Raw genomic sequence first — 20,712 nt, 5'->3', positions numbered from 1 at the left:
ATCCGATTATCGCCATTTCAACAAAGCGGTATCGATAAACTTTCAATATTAAATGAATACCATTGCAGTTATAGGAGCGGGTACCATGGGCAACGGAATTGCCCATGTCTTTGCCCAAAAAGGATTCAAGGTAAACCTTATAGACATCGCACCAGCTTCCTTGGACAAAGGAATCGCCACAATTGGCAAGAATCTGGATAGAATGATTGCCAAGGAAATCATTGCTGAGCAGGACAAGCAAAACACACTGGGAAACATTACCGGGTTTACCGATTTAGTTAAAGGAGTGGCGAATACAGGTCTTGTGGTGGAAGCGGCCACTGAGAATCTCGATATCAAATTGGGGATTTTTAAAAAGCTGGATGAAGTATGTGACGATGAGACTATTTTGGCCACAAACACCTCTTCCATATCCATTACGCAAATCGCAGCGGTCACAAACCGACCAGAAAAAGTAATCGGAATGCATTTTATGAATCCGGTTCCAATTATGAGGTTGGTGGAGATTATACGGGGGTACAGTACTTCTGATGAGGTTACGCAAACCATCATGGAGCTTTCCAAGCAATTGGGAAAAACGCCGACCGAGGTAAATGACTACCCGGGTTTTGTAGCCAATAGGATTCTAATGCCTATGATCAACGAAGCTATTGAGACCTTGTACAATGGTGTAGCTGGAGTTCAAGAGATAGATACGGTAATGAAGCTCGGGATGGCGCACCCCATGGGCCCGCTTCAACTTGCTGATTTTATTGGACTGGATGTATGCCTATCCATTTTGAATGTAATGTACAACGGTTTTAAAAATCCTAAATACGCACCCTGCCCCCTTTTGGTAAATATGGTAATGGCAGGTAAGCTTGGGATAAAGTCAGGTGAAGGGTTTTACGATTATTCGGAGTCCAGAAAAGCCGATAAAGTGTCGTCCCAATTCCAATAGCGAATGGCACAAATCCAACCTTTCAAGGCAATTAGACCAGCTAGTGACAAAGCATCCTTTGTAGCTTCACGTTCTTATGAGGAATACACAAAGGATGAGTTGAAATCGGTTTTGAGATACAACCCTTTTTCCTTTTTGCACATCATCAACCCGGGATTCAAGTTTGAAAAAAATATCTCGGGAAAAGAACGGTTTAAGCTGGTGCACAATCGCTATCTCGAGTTTTTGGAGGACAATATTTTTCAAAAAGACGGAAAACCTTGCTTCTATCTTTATCAAATTGGAAAAGGAAGTTTTAAGACCCGTGGTTTTTTTTGCGCATGCAGTGTTCAGGATTATCAAGAGGATATTATCAAAAAACATGAGGACACCATCCAAAGGCGGGAACAACTTTTCGCCAATTATCTTGATACGGTGGGGTTTAACGCCGAACCTGTGCTGATGACCTATGAGGATGATCCCTCCGTAAGTTCAATTTTGGAACGGGAAATGAATCGCGATCCCGAGTATCATTTCACCACTACCGACAAAGTGGGGCACAAACTTTGGAAAATTGAGGGTCCAGCAGTTGTAAAAGAGTTGCAAACCATCTTTATGACCAAAGAGGCACTTTATATTGCGGATGGACATCACAGAAGTGCTTCCTCCAATCTGCTTGCGAACAAAAAAAAATCTTTAAATCCCAAACATACCGGAGAGGAAGCCTATAATTTTTTTATGGCCTACCTCATACCCGAATCAGAAATAAAAATTTACGAGTTCAACCGAATGGTAAAGGATCTCAATGGATTCAGTAAGAATGAATTTTTGATTCAGCTCGATGAGTTTTTCAGAATAGAAAAAAAAGAAGAGGGGCTATACAAGCCAACACAAAAACACCATTTTAGTATGTATCTGGATGGTGAGTTCTATTCGCTCTACCTGCGAAAAACCGTTTACCAATTTACGGATGCCTTGAGCGAATTGGACACGCACATTCTGTACCAAACCATTTTAGAACCCATTTTGGGAATACATGACCTTAGGAATGATAAGCGTATTTCTTATGGTTTTGGGAAACATAACCTAATTCGCATGAAGGAGAGCATTGACAAGGGCGAGTTCGCAGTGGGCTTCAGCTTGGTCCCCATTACCATTACGGAAATAAAGGCCATTGCTGATGCCGGTTTGGTAATGCCCCCAAAAAGCACCTATATTGAACCCAAGTTACGAAGCGGGTTGACCATTTATGAATTTTAGCACGATGTCGATTTCAGAAAATCTCAAAAAAATAAAGGGCGGAATTCCCGAAGAAGTTACCTTGGTTGCCGTTTCCAAAACAAAACCTATTGAAACGGTTTTGGAAGCCTATGAAGCCGGGCAGCGCATCTTTGGAGAGAACAAAATCCAAGAAATGACCCATAAATGGGAGGTTTTACCTAAAGATATTGAGTGGCATATGATTGGACATGTGCAACGTAACAAGGTGAAGTATATGGCTGAGTTCGTTTCACTGGTGCATGGCGTGGACAGCTTCCGGTTGTTAACTGAAATAAACAAACAGGCCAAAAAACATAATAGGACCATACGATGTCTGCTCCAGATGCATATTGCCGAGGAAAGCACAAAATTTGGACTTGATGAAAAGGAACTTGCTGAAATTTTGGATTCAGAGGCTTTCCAAGAATTAAGGCATGTTGAAGTTGTGGGCCTCATGGGCATGGCCACCTTTACGGAAGATGCAGAACAAGTGAGAAAGGAGTTCGCCCACCTCAAAAATGTATTTGACCAAGTACAACTAAAATTGCCCAAAATCAGTGAACTTTCTATGGGAATGAGCGGGGATTATACCATTGCCATAGAGGAAGGCAGCACAATGGTGCGCATAGGAAGTAGTATCTTTGGAGCACGTAACTATCATTAATTCTTTTTCCAGCGATTCATGTACGCCATTCTAGACATTGAAAGCACAGGAGGCAAATACAATGAGGAAGGCATTATGGAAATTGCCATCCACCGTTTTGATGGACATCAGGTTGTGGACAAGTTCATGAGCCTAGTGAATCCGGAACGCGAGATTCAGCCCTTCGTGACCAAACTTACCGGTATCAATGCCAAAATGTTACGCTCAGCGCCAAAATTCCACGAAGTCGCAAAACGTATCGTAGAAATCACTGAAGGTGCCGTAATCGTGGCACATAACGCCCAGTTCGACTACAGGATACTCCGGACAGAATTCAGAAGATTGGGATATGATTTTCAGCGTAAGACACTTTGTACCGTAGACCTATCAAAAAAATTACTCCCAGATGCCGAATCACACAGCTTGGGAAAATTGGTCCGATCCTTGGGCATTCCCATGAGCGACCGACATAGGGCCAATGGAGATGCCATTGCCACCCTGAAGCTTTTTAAAATGTTGCTGGACAAGGATTCGGGAAAAACCATAGTCACAGAGGTAATTCGAGAAGAATCGCAAGGGGAGCTCTCCCCTACCCAACTAGATATTGTTTCCGGACTCCCATCGGAAACCGGCGTCTATTACATGCACGATAAAGATGGGGAAATCATCTTTTTGGGAAAAACCAAAAATGCAAAAAAAAGAGTCAATCAACATTTTACAAACGTGGGGCAGTTGGCCCGTAAGCTTCAAAAGGAGACCAAAAAGGTTTCTTTTGACCGAACTGGAAGCGAATTGGTGGCCATCTTAAAGGAGTATCAAGAACTTAAAAAGAACAGGCCTAGACACAACCATATTGCAAAAAACAAGCTTTTTTCCCACGTTGTCAATTTTCATAAAAACGGAACAGCTCACATCACCATTGAAATTACAAAGCACAAGTACCAAAAAGAACAGCACATTGCGTTCAATGGGGTTCCTTCCGCTCAAAGTTTTTTGGGCAGGATAAGTGAAGAATTTGAGCTGGCCCCATCTGCCTTGGGTCTGGACTCAGCAACGCACCATGTACAAAATGGCAGTGCCGATTTTACAGACATTGATGACGTAGACGTATACAACACCAAAGTAACTACCGCTTTGGAAAAGTATAGCATTTCCGGTAAAACTGTAGTGCTGGTCGACAAGGGTCGCGAAATTGGAGAACGTAGTTTTGTCCTCGTTAAAAATGGGGGGCTTCAAGGGTTTGGGTATGTGGAACTCAACCATCAAATAAATAATATTCATATATTAGAATCGATTATAACCCCAATGAACAGCGACGAGAATACTACATTTATTGTGGAATCGTTCTTGAGAAAAAACAACAATCTCAAGGTTCTGGAGTTAACAACCACTTCTTGAAAGCACAGAAAGTACATTCCGGTTGGAAAAATGCCCTGCACGAGATCATCTATGAGGCGGATACCCCGCTTGGAAAGCTTTTTGACATTGTTCTAGTCATCTTAATAGTGCTCAGTGTGGTTCTCGTGATGTTGGAAAGCGTCAAAGAAGTTGACCAACATTACCACACAATCCTGTTGACCTTGGAATGGGTCATAACCATCTTTTTTACACTGGAATATATTGCTCGGCTCATTAGTATTCGGAAGCCTTGGAAGTATGTTTTCAGCTTTTATGGCATCATCGATTTTGTTTCCACCATACCACTTTACCTTTCTTATCTCTTGGCGGGCTCTCAAGTATTGCTGGCTGTAAGGGCTTTTCGTCTTCTCCGAATTTTTAGAATTCTAAAGTTGGTAAAGTTTATGGGCGAAGCCTCACAGCTTAAAGCTGCCTTAAAGGCCAGTAGGGCTAAAATTGCAGTATTCATTTATGTTGTGCTCATTCTTTCTGTGATTATGGGGACCATAATGTACCTCATTGAAAGCGATGAGGCCGGTTTTACCAGTATTCCAAGAAGTATCTACTGGACCATCGTCACACTGACCACCGTTGGTTATGGGGATATTGCACCCCAGACCAATCTGGGTCAGTTTCTTGCCACCGTTATCATGATTCTAGGTTACGGAATAATTGCGGTCCCCACTGGGATTGTAACCGTTGAATTCTCAAGACATAAAAAAGGTCTGAAAGGGAATAGCATTGTGCACATGAATACCCAAGCCTGTCCAAGTTGTGGTAGTGAAGGGCATAGGGACGATGCCAAGAATTGCTATAACTGCGGGGAACTGCTATGAAACCAAAGACGGTAATCGCGGTTGTAGGGCCAACAGCCATTGGAAAGACCGAATTGGCAATTACCATTGCAAAGCAGTTGGGAACCGAAATCATTTCAGCGGATTCACGCCAATTTTTTAAAGAAATGGAAATTGGAACCGCTGTTCCCTCAGCTGAAGAGTTGCAAACAGTCCCACATCACTTTATCCAACATAAAAGTATTCAGGATGCCTATTCAGTGGGTGATTTTGAGCGTGATGCAGATAAGAAGCTTCAAGAACTCTTCAAAAATTATGACCAAGTAATCATGGTTGGGGGTAGCGGTCTTTATGTAGATGCCATAATCCATGGATTGGATGAATTTCCCGAGGTCGACCCAAAAATAAGGGAATTACTGAATAAAAAGTTATCTGAAAAAGGGTTGGAGAGTCTACAAAAAGAGCTATACAAAGTTGACCCTAAATACCATGAAATGGTGGATGTCCATAATCCACATCGGCTTATACGGGCTTTAGAGATTTATCACGCCTCCGGGTGGCCCTATTCTTCTTTCCTTAATCAGAAAAAGAAAAAAAAGAAGTTCAAGTCTCTATACATCGGTATTCAGGCGGACAGGGAAATCATTTATGACCGAATCAATCAACGAGTGGACCTTATGATGGAATCAGGATTATTAGATGAGGCCAAAAAGTTATATCCTTTCCGAAACCTTAATGCGCTACAAACTGTTGGTTACAAAGAGCTGTTTTCCTATTTTGATGGGGATTTTACGCTGGACTTTGCGATTTCCGAAATTAAAAAGAATACACGTAGGTTTGCCAAAAGACAGCTCACTTGGTTAAGAAAAAATGAAGAGATTATTTGGGTTGATTCTGACATAGAATCCAACAGTGTCATGGACAGGATCAATCAAAAATTAGTATCAAACCATGAATAAACAACCTACGGTGCTCATAATCATGGGGGTTTCAGGCACGGGAAAATCCACCATTGGCACAAAGTTATCCGAACGCCTAGATTTTCCTTTTTTTGATGGGGATGACTATCATCCTGAAGAAAATGTACAAAAAATGAGTGCGGGTAACCCGCTGAACGATGAGGACAGGAAAGGCTGGTTGGAGCGATTAAATCAGTTAGCATTAGAGCATAAATCCACCGGGGCCATTATAGCTTGTTCCGCATTAAAAGAAAGTTATCGGGACCTCCTAAGTAAGCAAATGGGCACTACACTTCAATTTGTACACCTAGACGGTTCATTTGATTTAATCACCTCAAGATTGAAAGCTAGAAAGGGGCATTTTATGACCGCTGCATTACTTCAATCCCAATTTGACACTTTGGAGCCTCCTAAAGATGCCATAATCGTTTCGATTGAGCTAACACCGGAAGAAATTGTCAGCTCAGTGTTGCGGCAATTGGGCTAAACAAAAAAACCACCCTCTCAGGTGGTTTTTCAATTTTATATCGGTTTCTTTTTACTGATTTTCAGCCTTTACCACCAATCTAAATCCTTCGCCGTGAATGTTGAGTATCTCCACTACATCATCTCGTTTAAGGTACTTCCTAAGTTTGGCGATATAAACGTCCATACTTCTTGACGTGAAGTAGTTATCATCCCTCCAAATCTTGGTCAAAGCCAATTCTCTGGGCATTAGGTCGTTTTCATGCAGGGCCAACAAACGTAGCAATTCGTTTTCCTTAGGAGACAACTTAATGGGTTCTTCCTCCATATAGGTTAAAAACCTGAGTTTGGAGTTCAGATGAAAGTTTCCAATTTGAAATTCAAATTGTTTACTATCTGCCAAGGTACTTGAAGCTTTGCGCTGCAAAATAGCCTTAAGCTTCATCAACAGCACCTCAGAATCGAAAGGTTTGTTCAAATAATCATCAGCTCCCGCTTTATATCCTTTTAAAACATCCTCCTTCATAGTTTTGGCGGTAAGGAAAATAATGGGGACGTTCTCATTCTTCTCACGAATTTCGCGAGCAAGGGTGAATCCATCCTTATAGGGCATCATAACATCCAAAATACATACGTCATAATTATCTTTTTTGAACTTTTCAAAGCCCTCCATTCCATTCTTGGCCAAGACCACATCAAAGTCGTTCATGGACAAGTAATCCTTGAGCACAATCCCAAAATTGGGGTCGTCCTCTACCAAAAGTATTTTCTTTTTCTCTGTCTCCATAGTTTTCTAAATTAAAGGTAGTTTTATAAAGAAAGTACTTCCTTTTCCTTTTTCACTTTCCGCATAAACCTCTCCCTGATGATCTTCAATTATTCGTTTTACGTAGGCCAATCCTAGTCCATGGCCTTTCACATTGTGTATATCTCCGGTATGTTCCCGGTAAAATTTTTCAAAAACCTTTTTTAAGACCACCTTGCTCATTCCAGCACCCTGATCTTTTATTTTTATAATGATGTTGTTCTTAACCAGTTCTGTATAAACATCAATTTTGGGGGATTCTGGTGAATATTTTACCGCATTATCCAAAATGTTTACGATAACATTTGTAAAATGGGTATCATTGGCCAGAATCTCAGACCGTTCCGCATCCAAATGCGTGTTTACATATCCTCCTCTATCTGACACGATCAGTTCAATATGAGTAACCGCATCCTCAATGATTTCATGAACATCCGCACGATCTTTTCGGATATCCAACTGGTTTTTCTCTAGTTTAGAGATTCGAAGAACGTTCTCCACCTGCGCATGCATCCGCTTGTTCTCGTCCTTAATCATGCCCAAGTATCGAAGTACCTTATCCTTGTCCTCTATAGACTTCGGATTTCGTATCGCTTCCACTGCTAAATTGATGGTGGCGATGGGCGTCTTGAACTCGTGTGTCATATTATTGATAAAATCCGATTTGATTTCGGATATCTGTTTTTGTTTTATCAATTGATAGATTGCACTGGAATAGGCAATCATAATGACCAAGGTGAAAATCAAAGACAACAGCGCCATTCCCATGATGGACTGAAAAAGGAACTTGTTCATGGATGGAAAGGTCAAAAGCAATGAAAAGCTGGAATTTCCTTCCCCGTCCTCAAAAATTGGTGCCTTGTACATTTTGGACTCGGAAAACTTGAATTTTTTAGAGCGCACTTTTGTAGGATATCCATCGCTGTAAAGTCCGTACTCATAATCAATGTCAATATTCCTATTGCCCAATTCCTGGCTCAACAATAATTCCAATTCCTTTTTGGATACTCTTTTATGAATAGGCCTACTTTTGGCATATTCCATAAACACGTCTTCCCAAGCTGCCTTATCAATACTTGAAAGGCCTCCAATCTTCTCTGCACGTTGAATGGGTGTTAGGCTATAACTTTTCCCATCCAGTCCGTATTCTTCCTTGAATACGGCCTTGGTGCGCTTGCTTGTGAAATTTTTAAACGTAGTGGTATCGTCTTCTCCGTTTAAATTATCAAAGAACGTTGATGTTATATTGTAGTCCTCTTCCAGAATACCGTGTGAATAGAACAGTATTTCATCCGAATTAAGATCTCTATCAACAAATAAAAAATTTCTGAACTGCGTGGTTTTAGGTTGTCCAATGCTATCCACTAGTGAAGCCAAACGATCTGAGTAATCTTTCATTTCCCTTTTCTCCACCCTGCTGGCCACCTTGTCCAAAATGTCCGTGACCGTCCTTGAAAATTGCTCCTCTTTATCGTCTATCGATGTTCTTATCCAATAAACTTGAACGAAGATTATCCCCAACAGGGACAAACTCATAAGAATGACGAGAAGAACGAATAGCTTCTTGTTCATTGGGGTAAAATTAAAAATTTAACATTTAGGCCTTTTATCGTTTAACCTAACCTTAACAAAAATGTTAAAATTTGGGCCTAATCCGTTTGGAGTGCCAGTAATTCGTGAAGTTCGGCAACTTGCTTTCTTGTGCTTCCCAAATCCAAATTTAAAATGATGAAATCGGCCAATTCCACCTTCCTTTCTTCATCCATTTGGTTCCGCATTCGATCTAAGACTTCCTTTTCATTGGAGCCATCCCGGTCCATGACCCGCTTTAACCTAATATCTTTTGGCGCCGTCACTACAATGACCTTATCATACTGGTCCTGCGATTCATTTTCATAGATCAGTGCTGTCTCTTGAATAATGTAAGGACTTTTTTGGGCCAATGTCCAGTCCTTAAAATGGGATTTAACTGCTGGATGTACCAGTCCGTTCAACTGCTGCAACAAATCTATGTTCGTAAAAACTTTCGTTGCTATATAAGACCGATTTAACTCTCCTTCAACATAGGCGTTGGTTCCAAGAAGCTCTATGATGTCCGATTTTAGTCGTTGGGATGAGACCATCAATTGCTTGGCCTCTAAATCTGAATCGTATACGGGCACACCCAAATCCCGAAACATTTGGGCCACTGTACTTTTACCACTACCTATACCTCCCGTTAGACCGACAACCTTCATTCCTGTTCCAATACAAAATTAACCTTGTTGTCCAATAGTCTTAGGTCATAGATATTCTCCGGACCTTGCGCAAGCTCTGCAAATAGCACATTCCCATTAGAGTTACCTACCTGTTTGTAATCCACCACAACTTCAAAATCATCTTGTACAATATTCTTAAGTCGATCAATGGTGGCCTTGCAGAGCACAGATATTTCGTTGGGAAAGGTCTTTACTTGAAATCCTTCCGGGGAATTAATGACTTTTATTGGCACTTCAAAGATACGTTCGGAGAATTTCACCACCTTTCCTGAAACCTCCACCCGGTTCGTGGAGAAAATACTATTTACCAATCCCTTGGGGAAGACCAACAATACTTCCTGTGAGAAATCCGTGGACACATTGGCCAGTTCAATTCGGGTCGTTAGTATCTGGTGAAGTGTATCGATTTCCTCTTTTGGGCCCTTCACCAAAACTGTGGAAGGATTGAGTACCGCTCCCCCATCTAGAATATAGTTTTGTTCAAATGTGATATCAAGTTCCGCCTTTACTGGCACCTCTTTTGAAGTAACCTGATATAGGTCAACCACCAGTAGTTTCCTGTCCAAATCCAAAAGGGAAATGTTTTGGGAAAGCTGCGCCTCCAGTTGTTTTTTCAAAGCCGCTTCGGATAAAACAAAAGTCCCGTTCCTTTTTTCTACCTGAGACAAATCGATATTTACCCGCTTACTGTTGAAGTTATAATACAAAAACTGGAATCCACTGGTTTTTAGCTTTGCCTCCAGATTGGTAACCGCATCATTACTAAGCAATAGCGTATCCGGTAAATTCCTGTAGTTAAGGATGAAATTGGCTCTGGACTCGTAGGACTCCGACAGATTGCTCAAAAACCAAGCGAGAAAAGAGCTCACCAAGAAAAGCAAAAACACCTTCGCTTTTCTCTTGTTAAGCCCGAGCAATACTTTTTTCAACACCTGCTATTGTTTTTTAAAGAACAGTTTGGGAAACAATACCTCTGGTTCCCTGCTACTAAAGTTAAGTAAGATTGTAGACCTAAGAAAACCTATTCCGTAACCTGTGAACTGTATCAAGGAAGCGAAAATGCCCAAAAATGCCACCACCAGACTCCTGTTCTTAAGAAAGCCATCCGCAAACAACACTAAAAAATAAACGCCATACAGTGTTATTGGTATAAAATATCCGAGAGCCATCAAAAAAACAGAAACAAGAAGTCCCGCCATGAAAATAGTTGGAAACCAATAGGTCAGCTTAGCAGTCCCAGGGTGCCACTTGTTCAGGATTGGTCGGACCATTCCAAATTTGTTTACTTGGATGTAAAACTTGTTCCAATCTATTCTGCGTTTATGGTATACGTACGCTTTTGGAAATAGTCTGGAAGCAAAGCCTCCTTTCCAGATTCGAAAAGTTAGGTCAGGGTCTTCTCCGGGATGAATACGTCCAAATCCGCCAACTTGTTCAAAAGCCTCCTTTGAAATCCCCATATTGAAACTCCGGGGCTGAAACCTTCCCACTGCAGTCTTGCCTCCTCGGATACCTCCTGTGGTAAAAAAAGAGGTCATCACATAGTTAATGGCCTTTTGTGCAGTCGTAAATGATTGGTCTGCGGCATCAGGACCACCAAAGCAGTGCACAAATTCCCGATTTAATTCCTTTTGCACTTCAGACAAGTATTGCGGCGGTAATATACAATCCGAGTCCAAGATGATGTAATAGTTGCCCCTTGCCTTTTTCATACCAAAGTTCCTGGAATCTCCCGGACCTGAATTTAGTTTGAAATAATAGGAAATGTTCAATTCACCATGAAACGCATCAACTTCCTCTTGCGCACTCAAGGTTGAACCATCCTCCACAACAACCACTTCATAGTCACTTTTAAAATCTTGTTTGGTCAAGCTTTCCAAAAGTTCCTTGATTTCATCTGGTCGGTTATAGACCGGCACGATTATGGAAAGATTTACATCCATATAGAAACACAAAAACCACCCAAAATAGGTGGCTTTTGCGATTGAGTTATTATGTTATTCAGTAAATTCATCAATTACCTCCTGGCTAACGCCCGTATTTGAGAATCCACCATCGTGGAACAAATTCTGCATGGTAACCTTCTTGGTGAGGTCGGAGAATAGACTGACGGTATAATCAGCACAGTCCGCGGCAGATGCGTTGCCCAATGGAGACATCTTCTCAGCATAGCTGATAAATCCGTCGAAACCTTTGACCCCTTGTCCCGCCGTGGTGGGTGTAGGTGATTGCGAAATGGTGTTTACACGTACCTTTTTCTCCTTACCAAAGAAGTACCCGAAACTTCTCGCTACGGACTCCAAATAGGCCTTATTGTCCGCCATATCGTTGTAATCGGGAAAGGTCCTCTGCGCTGCCATATAGGTCAAGGCCACAATGCTTCCCCATTCGTTCATAGCATCCGCTTTAAATAGGGTCTGCATCACCTTGTGGAACGAAAGTGCCGAAACATCCCAACCTTTGGCAGTGAAATCATATTTCTCATCGGTGTAGGCACGACCTTTTCGAACATTGACAGACATTCCTATGGAATGAAGTACAAAGTCAAGTTTTCCTCCCAAAATCTCCATGGCTTGGGTCACCAAATTTTGCAAATCCTCCTCATTGGTGGCATCTGCAGGAATAATTTCCGAATTGGTTTTTGCGGCCAGTTCCTTAATTTGTCCCATTCGCATTGCGATAGGAGCATTGGTCAACACAAAGGTGCCGCCCTCTTCATGAACGCGCTCCGCAGTTTTCCAAGCAATGGAATGCTCATCCAACGCCCCAAAAATGATTCCCCTTTTACCTTTTAAAAGATTGTACGCCATATTACTTATCTATTGTTGGTTTTGCCGCAAAGATATTTATTCTAATTGATTTTTGGTTGGTGTTCGAACCAAGTAAAATACAAAGGCAAGAGCTTATTGCAACAACTGCTTTGCGTGTGCCAATGCAGACTCCGACAATGCCTTTCCACCAAGCATTTCCGCTAGTTCATTTACCCGTTCATCCAGATTCAATTTCTTCATTTGAGTATGGGTCCGTCCACCTTTTTCTTCTTTGAATACCTTAAACTGCTGTTGCCCCTTGGAAGCCACCTGTGGTAAATGTGTAATGGAAAATACCTGCATCGTCTGACTCATTTGCTGCATGATTTCACCCATTCGGTTGGAAATATCCCCTGAAACTCCGGTATCGATTTCATCGAACATCATGGTTGGAAGTTGTTCGTAATTGGCCAGAACCGACTTGATGATCAACATAATTCTTGAGAGTTCGCCGCCTGAAGCTACTTTTTTCAGAGGGCCATAGTCCATACCCTTGTTGGCCGAAAACAAGAAGGTTAAATCGTCTTTTCCGCTCATTTTAAACGAGTTAGATGGATTTACTTCAATCTTAAAAGTAGCCGATGGCATTCCCAAAGTAAGTAAGTTTTCCTGCAGTAAACGCTTTAATTTTGGAATTACAGAATTTCTGGCCTTCCTAATTTTGGAGGCAGAAGCCTCGGTTTTCTCTTGGATATGATGGAGCTCTTCCTCTTTTTCTTTTAGCTTGGCATCCATGTTTTCAACTGCATCCACCTTTTGGGCTAAATCATTCATGATTTCCAAAAGTTCCGCCACCGAACCTGCTTGATGTTTTTTTTGAAGATCATGCAACTGCTGCAATTGGGAATTAACGGTCTCAAGGCGGGAAGGGTCTGCCTCTACCCCATCCTTTAAACTCATTAGTTCTGAACCAATATCGTCGGTTTCTATAAATATCGATTGGACACGTTCATTTAGACTGGCGTAGGACGGTCCAAAATCTGATAGTTGTTGGAAAGCGCGTTTCAAATCGGACAGCTTTGCCAAAATGCCCAGTTGCTCATCATTAAGCAGTTGATGCCCAAAGGACAACTGCTCCATAATCTGCTCCACATTGTTCAGCTGCTCAAACTCAGCTTCCAATTCCTCTTGCATCCCATCCTTTAATGAAGCTGTCTGTAATTCTTTCAGTAAAAAACTGTTGTAATCATGCTCTTTTGAGGCATTGGTTTCAAAATTTCTTAAATCCTCAAGTTCAGACGACACCTTACGGTATTCGCTCAAATGTTTTTGGAATATTTTAAGGCTTTCGTGGTTTCCAGCAAGTGCATCCACAACCTTAAGCTGAAAATCATTTTCTGTAAGACGTAGGGTTTGATGTTGGGAATGGACATCTACCAATCTTTCCCCAAGGATTTTTAAAATATCCAGCGTTACGGGAGAATCGTTTACAAAAGCTCTCGATTTATTGCTGGGAAGAATTTCGCGCCTTAGAATGGTTTGATCTTCGTAATCCAAATCGTTTTCCGAAAAAAAAGCGCCAAGATTGTATTTCGAAATATCGAACTCCGCTTCAATGATACATTTGCGTTCCTTATCCCTTAAAGCGTTCAAATCCGCACGGTTGCCAAGCACCAAGGATAACCCACCTAAAAGAATGGATTTTCCAGCTCCGGTCTCACCCGTAATCGTGGTAAAACCGTCTGCAAACGGAACGTTCACATCATCTATCAGTGCGTAGTTCTGAATGGAAAGATTTGTTAACAATTTGGAAGATTTTCTCCGTAAAGATATAGCTCTTTGAAGAAATGGGCTAGTAATTTATTTCGTTCCAGGTAGCGGAGTAAAAAGGTGCCACCCGATTGAGGGTTTCCTTCAACTTCACAATGTCCACCTTGGGGCCATCTGAAAAAATATTCTGGATTTCTTCGGACTTGGCATCAAAGAAGGTTTGGATAAGGAAGGCATTCGGGCGACGCTTGATCAAGGTCTCGAACAGTCGCATGCTACCTGAAATCACTTGCTTACCGGTACTGTTATTATCACCCAAAATATCCAATCCTTTTCTATGGTAGTTGTACATGGCAATCCTGTATTCACGGAACGAGTTGCTTAGAAGATTGTCCACCAGTTCAAAACGCGTACGTTGACCTGTCTCTTGGTTCCACCCAGAAAAGCTGGAGCCCTGTGCCTGGGTCACAATATTTTGTGCCTTGCGGAACATTTCATCCCCTCCTTCCAGGGAAAAGGTATCCGCATCCAAGCCCAAAATCACATACACATAATACGAGATAACACCCACTAGGTTGGAATCAAAAACATTTTCGTTATACACCAAGGGTTGAAATTCCTGATATAGGAAATTAAATGCGTCATCCTTATAATTGAAGATGGGACTTTCATAAGACGTATTGAAAACAGGGCGCGATGACTGTATTTGAATGTTGGCCTCAAACCGATCCGATTCGTATTGGGTAACGGTGATAAACATTCTTGCATTGACCCTTTCGTTTTCCCGATACACCCGGTTGGTCCATTTGCTTTTGTTCACAAAATCATTAAGTGAACGTTCCAAAGTCCTAAAAATCTGCTGATTGGTCTGGCCAACCTGATCCGAGTTGACGGTTACGGTACAGTTGAGTTCCTGAGCAAGCGAAAATTGCGCAGTTAAAAATAGAAAAGCTAAGATTAAAATGTTACGCATGAATCCTAGAGGTAATTTCTTCCCAAATATCCGAAGCTACTTCGGCCTTTGTCTTCAATGCAAACGTTTTTATACCCGAATTCTTATCAATAAAGGTGATTTTGTTGGTGTTTCCCCCAAAACCCGCTCCTTCATCCTTCAAGGAGTTCAGCACAATGGCATCCAAGTTCTTGCGCTGTAGCTTACCCTTGGCATTTTCAAGCTCGTTTTCGGTCTCCAAGGCAAAGCCTACCAGAAATTGGTTCTTTTTTTCCTTGCCCAAGGAATACAGGATATCCGGGTTTCGCTCCAACTCAATTTGAAGATCACCTTCCTTCTTTTTTATTTTTTCCTTCGCCACGTGCTTGGGTCGATAATCTGCTACCGCTGCCGCCAATATGGCTACATCGGTGTCCGGGTAGTGCTCCTGACAGACGTCGTACATTTCTTGGGCGGAAGTAATTCGGACCAATTGGACGGAACCGTGCGAAATATCCAAACTGGTGGGTCCGGAAACCAATATCACATTTGCTCCCAAGTCTGCCGCCTTTTTTGCTAGCTCAAAACCCATGGTGCCCGACGAACGATTTCCAAGAAATCGTACGGGATCAATGGCCTCATGTGTTGGGCCGGCGGTAATTAGGACTTTTTTCCCATTTAACGGTAACTCCTTGGACAGATTGCTTGTTATAAAATCCAAGATATTTTCCGGCTCTGCCATGCGTCCCTCGCCATGGAGACCGCTTGCAAGCTCTCCAGATTCCGCGGGAATCATAACATTGCCAAAGGACTGTAATTTTTCAAGGGACTCCAAAGTGGAAGGATGTTTGTACATATCCAAATCCATGGCAGGCGCAAAATAGACTGGACATTTGGCTGATAGGTAGGTAGCCAACAAAAGATTGTCACAGGTACCATGGGCCATTTTGGAAAGTGTATTGGCTGTTGCCGGGGCAATAACCATATAATCTGCCCACAAACCAAGTTCCACATGGTTGTTCCATGAGATACTTCCATCCGTTTCATCAATAAAATCCATCAAAACCGGATTTTTGGAAAGGGTGGAAAGCGTAAGTGGGGAAACAAAAGAGCTGGCACTTTGGGTCATTACAACTTTGACCTCAGCACCAGCTTTTATCAATAGCCGAACCAAAAATGTGGTCTTGTAAGCGGCAATTCCCCCGGTAATGCCCAAAAGGATTTTCTTACCGCCCAGCATCTATTCGGCGTCTTTCTCTGTGTTTCTGTAGTAGATTTTATCTTCTAACCACTCCATTACCGCCAAAGCATGTGGCTTAGGAAGCTTTTCATAAAACTTGGACACTTCAATCTGCTCCTTGTTTTCGAATACCTCTTCCAAGCTATCGCTGTATGTGGCAAATTCTTCCAATTTCTCCAACAATTCCTTTTTGATTTCGGAGTTGATTTGGATAGCACGTTTGGATGCTATGGAAATGGCCTCGTAGATGTTGTCCGTTTTAACATCAAACTCATTCCTGTTATGGGTAACAGTGGAAACAGGGGCCTTGGTGTTTTTCAAATCTTGCATTTGCTGATTGTTTAGACTATTATTTGCTGGTGGAATAGGCTGCCAGCTCTTTTTGTATTTTCTCGGACAAGTCGTCCGCTTTCTTTTTGAATTGAGAATCGGGGAAATAACGCAAAAGGTTGTTATACGACGCCATAGCGTCCTCCAACCTTTCTTTCTTTCTATTCTCCGTACTGTTCAAGGCCAAACTAGTGGCCGCTTCAATACGATAGTACAAAGCTTCTTCCCTATAAATGGAACCAGGGTTATCCGAAACAAAATTATCAAGCGCCGTAAGGGCTGATACCAAAATTGGGTAATTGAATTTTCCCAACTTATTGAATTGTTTCGCAATCTCTATTTGTTTCTTTTCTTTTTTCGAAGTTAGCTCCTTTGCCATGGCGTTGGCCTCCTCAAAAAACTCGGACTCGGGATAGGTATTGATAAAGGTCTGTAATTTGGCCAGTGCCTTATTCGTATCCGTTTGGTCCAATGAGTATGAAGGTGAAAGCTCGTAATAGCTCTTTGCGCCCAAAAAGGAAGCTTCTTGAATCTTATCGCTACGTGGATAGGATTTTATAAATCGTTCAAATTGATATCCAGATAGGTAGTAATCCTTGGTTTTGAAGTAGGAATCGGCGAAAAAGAACATAACCCGCTCTCCTTGGGGACGACCCACATATTTTGGGGCAATTTGCTCGAACAAGCGCTTTGCACGTTTATAATCCCCTTCGTCATAGAACTTTTGGGCCATATCGTACTTGGCTTTAACATCCTCATTTTTAAGTACTTTTTGGTACTCACTGCAGGATGCTACTAAAACTAGGACAACGAATAGCGGAAGAATCGACCTCATTTTCAAAAACATTTTGCAAAATTAGTGATAATCAACGGATTTAAAAAATGAAAATCCACTCCCAAAAGTAACAGGGCGCCGGCCCTTTTGCCAAGGTTTTGGCTAAGATTTAACGTTGGCTAGGCGTGGACCTTTTCAAACGATTTCAAAAAATTGGAAATTCGGTTTTTCAGCCCCAGCGAAGCCTCAACCAAGGGCAATCTGACCACAGCGGAACAAAGCCCCAGTGATTCAAACACACTTTTGATTCCCGCAGGATTTCCTTCTTCAAAAATGAGTTGTATGGCAGGTGACATGGCATGATGCAGTTCATAAGCAGCATCCGCATTACCTGCAGAGCCCAACCGAATCATATTGGAAAAAGCATTTGGCAATCCTTGCCCCAAAACCGAAATGACGCCTGCACCACCCGCCAAAACCGTTGGCAGAGCAGTAAAATCCTCCCCGGAAATCACCAAAAAATCTGATGGCTTTTCCTTGATGATTTTATCAATCTGTACCATATCCCCACAGGCTTCCTTAATAGCGATTATTTTAGGAACATCGTGTGCCAAACGTACCGTGGTCTCAGGAAGCATATTGCTTCCCGTCCGGGCAGGGACGTTGTATAGGATTATCGGAAGCGGTGACGCTTTCCCAAGAGCTTTGAAGTGTTGATAGATACCTTCCTGAGTGGGTCTATTGTAATATGGAGAAACCGAAAGAATGGCTACAAATTCAGATAGGTCCAAGGTTTGGAGTTCTTCAATAACAGCCGCGGTATTGTTCCCTCCCACTCCTAAAACCAGGGGTAACCGGCCAGCGTTGGTGCGCACAATGACGTCCACCACCAATTGTTTCTCAGATTTGGAAAGTGTTGCGGATTCTGCCGTGGTGCCCAAAGCCACCAAATAGTCGATACCTCCTTGGATGCAGTGCTCCACCACACGTTCCAATCCAGCGGTATCCACTGAAAAATCTTCCTTAAACGGAGTTACCAATGCAACTCCCGTACCCATCAATTGTTCCATCACAATTCGTTTAAAACCTTTAAATACTTTTTCAATTCGCTTTTAAACAGTTTAAAATCTGCTAGGGACGTATTTAAGATTAAATCATTGATCTTAGGATCTAAGGGGGGGAAACCGACCTTAAGTCGGGCCGAACTTTTTACCGAAAGCAATTTCATCATCAAATTGTCCTCTTGGTAATAATTGATCAACATGTCATATTCCCGGCCCAAAAACTCCAGTACGTATCCATTTTCAATCTCCCCTTTCCAGCCCAAGTCCTTATCCGAGAAAATCTGAATGGCGTAGGGTGAGTTTTTATCATACTCCCTTTTGTAGCCAATAATTTTTATGGCATTGGGACGTAATGAAAAATCATCGATCAACTCGTAAAACACCTCTGGATTCTTGAAATTATCCGCATCTACAATACAGCCAATACTGGTAATTCCTTTTTCCCGTTGGACCGTTTCGGCGGGCTTTTGCATTTCCTCTTGCAAAAACTTAAGACCCGATTTAACTTTAAATTTATCCTGGAGTCCTTTCAAAAACATAATTTTATGCATTTTTACAAAGGTATATATTATACCCAGACTCCTAAACAAAGATACATAGGTGAGTAATTTAAAAATTAAACAAATTGTTATATTTTTAACTTTTTGTGCGATATGCTCCTGTAGGCAAGGTAGCTCAGAACTTTCTGAAATTGGTGCGAATCAGATTTCCATAGATTCAACCTTAACCCCTGTTGATTCCATTTCAGCTTTTGTTGCCCCTTTTAAAAATAGGATTAATGAGGTATTGGACAGCTCCTTGGCCTATGCTCCAAAGGACTTGTTATTGGACGATGGGAAACGCAATACCTCCATGGGCAACCTAATGGCGGATATTATTCTGGAAGAAACCCGACCCTTGTTCAAAAAACAGACGGGAATGGATATGGACTTTGTAGTTCTCAATCGTGGGGGAATCCGATCTATTATTTCAGCCGGAAATGTTTCCGCTCGAAACGGTTTTGAGGTAATGCCCTTTGAAAATTACATTAGTGTGGTAGAACTGGATGGTATGGCCATGCGAAAACTGATAAGTTTTTTGGTGAACGCCTCCCGTGTACACCCAATAGCGGGGATGCAGATTGTATTGGACAAACATGGTGATCTGCTGTCCGTCAATATTAACGGTAGTCCTTTTGACGAAAACCGAAATTATTATGTGGCCACATCAGATTATCTGATTCAAGGTGGACCCAGCATAGGCTTTTTTGACAAGATGGTTTCCGTTCATGATACCGGTTATTTGGTGAGGAATGCCATTATAGACTATTTTAAGAAAGTGGACACTTTGGAAGCCAAGGTGGATAATCGATTTATACAATTGAACTAAATGCAACGAAGAAGGTTTTTACAGCAGACTGCGGCAGCCTCTACCCTAGTGGGTCTTGGCGGATTGGGAATGGGGTCCTGTTCCGCTTTGGGAAGAAAGCATATTACCATTTTGCACACCAATGATGTCCATAGTCATATTGATCCCTTCCCAAGCACACATTCTTTATATGCCAATTTGGGCGGTGTGGCACGGAGGGCCGCGCTAGTAGATCAAATCCGAAATGAAAACACCAATACCCTGCTCTTTGACGCTGGTGATATTTTTCAGGGCACGCCCTATTTTAATTTTTATGGAGGCGAGTTGGAGTTTAAACTGATGAGTAAGCTCAATTACGATGCTGCCACCATTGGCAACCACGATTTTGACAATGGTGTGGATGGGCTCCTGGCACAAGTTCCCAACGGTACCTTTGATTTGCTCTCCGCCAATTACGATTTCTCCAACACGGTTTTGGACGGTTTTGTAAAGCCCTATAAAACCTATGTTCTGGATGGTATAAAAATTGGGGTCTATGGCCTCGGAATAGCGCTGGACGGATTGGTCACCAAGCGATTGTATAAGGAAACCGTATACCATAACCCTTATGAAATTGCATTAGATCAAGAACGAAGGCTCAAGGAAGAGGAACAATGCGATCTCATTGTTTGTCTTTCCCATTTAGGGTACGATTATGAAGATACCCAGCGACCTTCCGACACCCAATTGGCACAACGCACCTACCATACCAACCTTGTTATTGGCGGCCACACGCACACCTTTTTGGACAGACCGGATGTACACACCAACCTTAATGGCAACTCGGTCTTGGTAAACCAAGTCGGTGCTTTTGGCCTAAATCTGGGCCGTATTGATTTCTATTTTGATAGTGACAAAAATGCCTCTGGTAATGGGGTGAGCATTTCGGTATAATATTAGTTTTTTTATCAGCTCGAGTGTCCCGAATGAAATTCGGGAAGCATCGAGAACGACAAACCCCTAAC

At 42.1% G+C, this 20,712-nt stretch carries 22 protein-coding genes; 9 read left to right on the top strand and 13 right to left on the bottom strand.

All coding sequences use genetic code 11. The features are described 5' to 3' along the window. Window positions 1-52 precede the first annotated feature (52 nt). From BUC10_RS02785 to BUC10_RS02755, 7 genes are read left to right on the top strand one after another with little or no spacing between them, the layout of a single operon-like run. Complete coding sequence (locus tag BUC10_RS02785) at window positions 53-940, top strand: 3-hydroxyacyl-CoA dehydrogenase family protein (RefSeq protein ID WP_073176371.1); 888 nt, start codon at window positions 53-55, stop codon at window positions 938-940. A 3-nt stretch (window positions 941-943) separates the two neighbouring features. Continuing rightward, window positions 944-2,179 carry a DUF1015 domain-containing protein gene (locus tag BUC10_RS02780; protein WP_073176370.1) on the top strand — a complete coding sequence of 412 codons (1,236 nt, stop codon included), beginning with the start codon at window positions 944-946 and terminating at the stop codon, window positions 2,177-2,179. A gap of 4 nt (window positions 2,180-2,183) precedes the next feature. Next, the gene (locus BUC10_RS02775) at window positions 2,184-2,843 is read left to right on the top strand and encodes a YggS family pyridoxal phosphate-dependent enzyme (protein WP_073176369.1); all 660 of its coding nucleotides are present in this window, start codon (window positions 2,184-2,186) and stop codon (window positions 2,841-2,843) included. An 18-nt stretch (window positions 2,844-2,861) separates the two neighbouring features. Further along, on the top strand, window positions 2,862-4,220 hold the full coding sequence (locus tag BUC10_RS02770; protein ID WP_073176368.1) for an exonuclease domain-containing protein: 1,359 nt from the start codon (window positions 2,862-2,864) through the stop codon (window positions 4,218-4,220). Then, on the top strand, window positions 4,217-5,056 hold the full coding sequence (locus BUC10_RS02765) for an ion transporter (RefSeq protein WP_073176367.1): 840 nt from the start codon (window positions 4,217-4,219) through the stop codon (window positions 5,054-5,056). The genes BUC10_RS02770 and BUC10_RS02765 overlap by 4 nt, the downstream gene beginning before the upstream one ends. Beyond that, a complete protein-coding gene (gene miaA / locus BUC10_RS02760; protein ID WP_073176366.1) occupies window positions 5,053-5,973 on the top strand; it encodes a tRNA (adenosine(37)-N6)-dimethylallyltransferase MiaA in 921 nt (306 codons plus the stop codon). The genes BUC10_RS02765 and miaA overlap by 4 nt, the downstream gene beginning before the upstream one ends. Further along, window positions 5,966-6,460 (top strand): gluconokinase, encoded by a 495-nt coding sequence (locus BUC10_RS02755; protein ID WP_073176365.1) that lies wholly within the window; start codon window positions 5,966-5,968, stop codon window positions 6,458-6,460. The genes miaA and BUC10_RS02755 overlap by 8 nt, the downstream gene beginning before the upstream one ends. Before the next feature lie 51 nt (window positions 6,461-6,511). Here the strand turns inward: BUC10_RS02755 and BUC10_RS02750 are convergent, their stop codons facing one another. From BUC10_RS02750 to BUC10_RS02690, 13 genes are all read right to left on the bottom strand, one after another. Beyond that, window positions 6,512-7,225 carry a response regulator transcription factor gene (locus BUC10_RS02750; RefSeq protein WP_073176364.1) on the bottom strand — a complete coding sequence of 238 codons (714 nt, stop codon included), beginning with the start codon at window positions 7,223-7,225 and terminating at the stop codon, window positions 6,512-6,514. A 6-nt stretch (window positions 7,226-7,231) separates the two neighbouring features. Next, on the bottom strand, window positions 7,232-8,815 hold the full coding sequence (locus BUC10_RS02745) for a sensor histidine kinase (RefSeq protein ID WP_073176363.1): 1,584 nt from the start codon (window positions 8,813-8,815) through the stop codon (window positions 7,232-7,234). Between the two features lie 77 nt (window positions 8,816-8,892). Continuing rightward, complete coding sequence (gene coaE / locus BUC10_RS02740) at window positions 8,893-9,480, bottom strand: dephospho-CoA kinase (RefSeq protein ID WP_073176362.1); 588 nt, start codon at window positions 9,478-9,480, stop codon at window positions 8,893-8,895. Beyond that, on the bottom strand, window positions 9,477-10,433 hold the full coding sequence (locus tag BUC10_RS02735; protein ID WP_073176361.1) for a CdaR family protein: 957 nt from the start codon (window positions 10,431-10,433) through the stop codon (window positions 9,477-9,479). Before BUC10_RS02735 ends, coaE begins: the two co-directional genes overlap by 4 nt. A gap of 3 nt (window positions 10,434-10,436) precedes the next feature. Continuing rightward, window positions 10,437-11,444, bottom strand: a complete 1,008-nt coding sequence (locus BUC10_RS02730) for a glycosyltransferase family 2 protein (RefSeq protein WP_073176360.1) — start codon at window positions 11,442-11,444, stop codon at window positions 10,437-10,439. 54 nt (window positions 11,445-11,498) lie between these two features. Next, window positions 11,499-12,311: an enoyl-ACP reductase FabI gene (locus tag BUC10_RS02725; protein ID WP_073176359.1), complete on the bottom strand. Its 813-nt coding sequence runs from the start codon at window positions 12,309-12,311 to the stop codon at window positions 11,499-11,501. A gap of 93 nt (window positions 12,312-12,404) precedes the next feature. Further along, a complete protein-coding gene (gene recN / locus BUC10_RS02720; RefSeq protein WP_073176358.1) occupies window positions 12,405-14,057 on the bottom strand; it encodes a DNA repair protein RecN in 1,653 nt (550 codons plus the stop codon). A 46-nt stretch (window positions 14,058-14,103) separates the two neighbouring features. Further along, window positions 14,104-14,994 (bottom strand): type IX secretion system protein PorD, encoded by an 891-nt coding sequence (gene porD, locus BUC10_RS02715; protein WP_073176357.1) that lies wholly within the window; start codon window positions 14,992-14,994, stop codon window positions 14,104-14,106. Further along, on the bottom strand, window positions 14,987-16,192 hold the full coding sequence (gene coaBC / locus BUC10_RS02710; RefSeq protein WP_073176356.1) for a bifunctional phosphopantothenoylcysteine decarboxylase/phosphopantothenate--cysteine ligase CoaBC: 1,206 nt from the start codon (window positions 16,190-16,192) through the stop codon (window positions 14,987-14,989). The genes porD and coaBC overlap by 8 nt, the downstream gene beginning before the upstream one ends. Continuing rightward, entirely contained in the window at window positions 16,193-16,522 is a 330-nt protein-coding gene (locus tag BUC10_RS02705; RefSeq protein ID WP_073176355.1) for a DNA-directed RNA polymerase subunit omega, read from the bottom strand. It lies immediately after the preceding gene. A 19-nt stretch (window positions 16,523-16,541) separates the two neighbouring features. Then, a complete protein-coding gene (locus BUC10_RS02700; protein WP_073176354.1) occupies window positions 16,542-17,369 on the bottom strand; it encodes an outer membrane protein assembly factor BamD in 828 nt (275 codons plus the stop codon). A gap of 107 nt (window positions 17,370-17,476) precedes the next feature. Further along, on the bottom strand, window positions 17,477-18,367 hold the full coding sequence (gene dapA, locus BUC10_RS02695; RefSeq protein WP_073176353.1) for a 4-hydroxy-tetrahydrodipicolinate synthase: 891 nt from the start codon (window positions 18,365-18,367) through the stop codon (window positions 17,477-17,479). Then, on the bottom strand, window positions 18,367-18,900 hold the full coding sequence (locus BUC10_RS02690; RefSeq protein WP_073177081.1) for a DUF6913 domain-containing protein: 534 nt from the start codon (window positions 18,898-18,900) through the stop codon (window positions 18,367-18,369). The genes dapA and BUC10_RS02690 overlap by 1 nt, the downstream gene beginning before the upstream one ends. Window positions 18,901-18,961: 61 nt before the next feature. Here BUC10_RS02690 and BUC10_RS02685 point away from each other — a divergent pair, with 61 nt between their 5' ends. Both BUC10_RS02685 and BUC10_RS02680 read left to right on the top strand, forming a co-directional pair. Continuing rightward, a complete protein-coding gene (locus BUC10_RS02685) occupies window positions 18,962-19,729 on the top strand; it encodes a 5'-nucleotidase C-terminal domain-containing protein (protein WP_073176352.1) in 768 nt (255 codons plus the stop codon). Next, window positions 19,730-20,641: a metallophosphatase gene (locus BUC10_RS02680; RefSeq protein ID WP_073176351.1), complete on the top strand. Its 912-nt coding sequence runs from the start codon at window positions 19,730-19,732 to the stop codon at window positions 20,639-20,641. The last annotated feature ends 71 nt before the right edge of the window (window positions 20,642-20,712 follow it).

Source organism: Flagellimonas flava (assembly GCF_900129665.1).
GTDB classification, from domain to species: Bacteria; Bacteroidota; Bacteroidia; order Flavobacteriales; family Flavobacteriaceae; genus Flagellimonas; species Flagellimonas flava.
The sequence above is the reverse complement of the archived record's forward strand: the minus strand, read 5'-3'. Positions and strand labels throughout refer to the sequence as shown.